The organism is Comamonas sp. MYb21, from assembly GCF_037479395.1.
GTDB lineage: Bacteria > Pseudomonadota > Gammaproteobacteria > Burkholderiales > Burkholderiaceae_C > Comamonas.
In genome coordinates this window covers 1-2281 of the sequence record NZ_JBBGZC010000029.1, presented here as the reverse complement: position 1 = coordinate 2281, position 2281 = coordinate 1, and the positions used below count along the sequence as shown (strand labels likewise).

Annotated in this window: 2 pseudogenes; both read right to left on the bottom strand. The window is 44.9% G+C overall.

Features of this window, described 5'->3' with window-relative positions:
• Positions 1-1824, bottom strand: a pseudogene (locus WH367_RS24285) (hypothetical protein); the annotation flags it as partial.
• A gap of 3 nt (positions 1825-1827) precedes the next feature.
• A pseudogene (locus WH367_RS24280) lies at positions 1828-2281 on the bottom strand (hypothetical protein); the annotation flags it as partial.

The following is a 2281-nucleotide window of genomic DNA, read 5'->3' as shown; positions in this document are numbered from 1 at the left end:
AGCAGCTTCAAACGCTGCTGGATCAGCGCCATGCAATACAAATGGGCTGAGCCCAAACAGGGCTGCAAATACACCAAAATCATTTCTCGCAGAAGAAGCACTAATACTGCTTGTTTCCGCCAGCTTGAGCGTTAGCGACCCTGCCTGAGCCGCCTTAAATAAGGTAGAGCCGCGTATCGCAGCTAGCGTATTGCTTAAGCTTTCGCGTCCTGTGTGACCATTTTTATCTTGAACTATACTCCAAGTGCCACCTTCCTCAGAGCCCATTAGTTTTTGAAAATTACTAGGCCCAAGAGTCAAAGCTGCCATGGCATTGACAGTGTTTTCTAGAACATCGCCTTCCGATTTACCTTGGGCGCCGTTACTTTGAGCGAACTTGTTCGAAGCAGAACCAAGGATGGAATGGAATAGACCGACCCATTTTTTATTCTCATTTTGGGTTGATCCTGCAGATCCTTGCTGAACAGTGGGCAGCATCTGCAACAATGTATTCTGCACATTGAGGGAATCCACCAATAACACTAGGCTATGTGTATCACCAAAATCGTTGATCGTATAGTTTTGTGTCAATAATTTAATATCAAAATAACTCAATGATCGTGCCACAGCTTCTGAAATATAATCGCCGCGTTTTAGTGGCTGATCTTCAATAAAAATACCAAGAGGCGTTCCGTAATGCAACTGCGAGTTTGAGACCGCCGAAGGGAGTGTAGCCCCTGTTACATCGAACTGATTACCCATAGGGTCTGCGGCAATCTGACTTTGAGTAATGGCTTGAATTGCACCATCCACCAATCCTATTGCCGCGGTTTTTTTACTTGTTAAAAGAACAGCGAGTTGATAATCAAGTTTCACCTGTTCAATCTGACTAAGAGGAATTCTTGCAGGATTAGGTGGTACTTCGGGGTCCTGAGATCCCGAAGAAAGCTTAGGAGCATCTATAGCTTCGCGTGCAACTTTCAGCACTCGATCCAGCGCACTCCATACCATCAACTCTTGTACAGTCAGAGTTGGATGCGTCTCTGTTTTAAGCGCATTCACTAATTCCTGAGCTTGCGTGACAGACGCTATATACGCATTCTCATCCGATGTGTCGCTGAGAGTCGCACGTATGGATTGAACCAAGCTGCGTAAAGCAGTATCCTGAATAGCAGCATCGATCTGAGCTGGTTGTGTGCGTAATGTATGAAAACCACTCATAACGCCACTCAGCGTTCCTTGCGTCACTTTCCCCACGCCAGCCCCATTGAATGTGACAACCTTATCAATGCGTCCCTGTGTACCATCCTCTCGCCGCAACAAGTTAAACGCAGTTGCCAAGTGTCCACCTAGGCTATAGCCAGTCACACTGAAGCGTGCGTCACTCGGCAGTAAAGCATCTCCGACCGAATCATCAGTTAGATGTTTGTACCAGGACTCCATATCGTCGATTTGCCCAAATGACCAGCCTTTTTCTTTAATTTCCAACGTATTGGTTGCTTGGTTATCTCGCGCAGCATCATCAAGAAACTCCGTACTGCGGAAGCCAATAACATACTCTGAAGGGTTTGAGCGACTTTTAAACAATGTCCCACTAAATCCAGTAGATGTGTTAGATATATGCTCAACCACTAGCCATTCACTGGAAAAATTTCCCGCATCGATATTCGTAAATTTGCTCGCGTGCCGGTTTCCCATAGTTAAATTTTGAGAGTCAAGATTGTCAGAAATCTCCCCAGGTATTAAAGATCCGTTTGCCTTGATTGCATCGAATCCGAATAATGCCTCGGAAGCCATTTGCAGATTAGCAAATTTCAGAAACTCAGAAATACTTGGCTGGGTCATTATTTACTCTCCTTTGGGGATCAATACTTGGTCAACAAATTTACGGGTAGCTGAATTAACGCCTACTGCATGGTTAGGACATCGCTCTGAAGTTAGCCAATCGGTAAAATGCAATCCACGTGGGCGATAGGCATAGCGTTTCATTTCTCCTAAAACTTCGTTAGTTTCCAGGTCAATAACTTTAACAGTACTACTAGCTACTCCAATAGCGCGCTCTTCCGGAATGACGTGGTCTTCATAAGTCACTCCGTAACGAGGGGGAGCTGCTTCAGTTGGTTTTTTGTCAAGCAAATAATCCATGCTTTTAAATTTAACTGAATCATAACTGCGGATATGATCAACCTCTTTGATGACTCGAGTCACCCGATATCGATAACCATTTTTTGCTTCAACAACATCGACAAATCGGTAACCTGGTCGAGCACCCGGTCTTTTTTCAGGCTTAGTGTAACCGCGA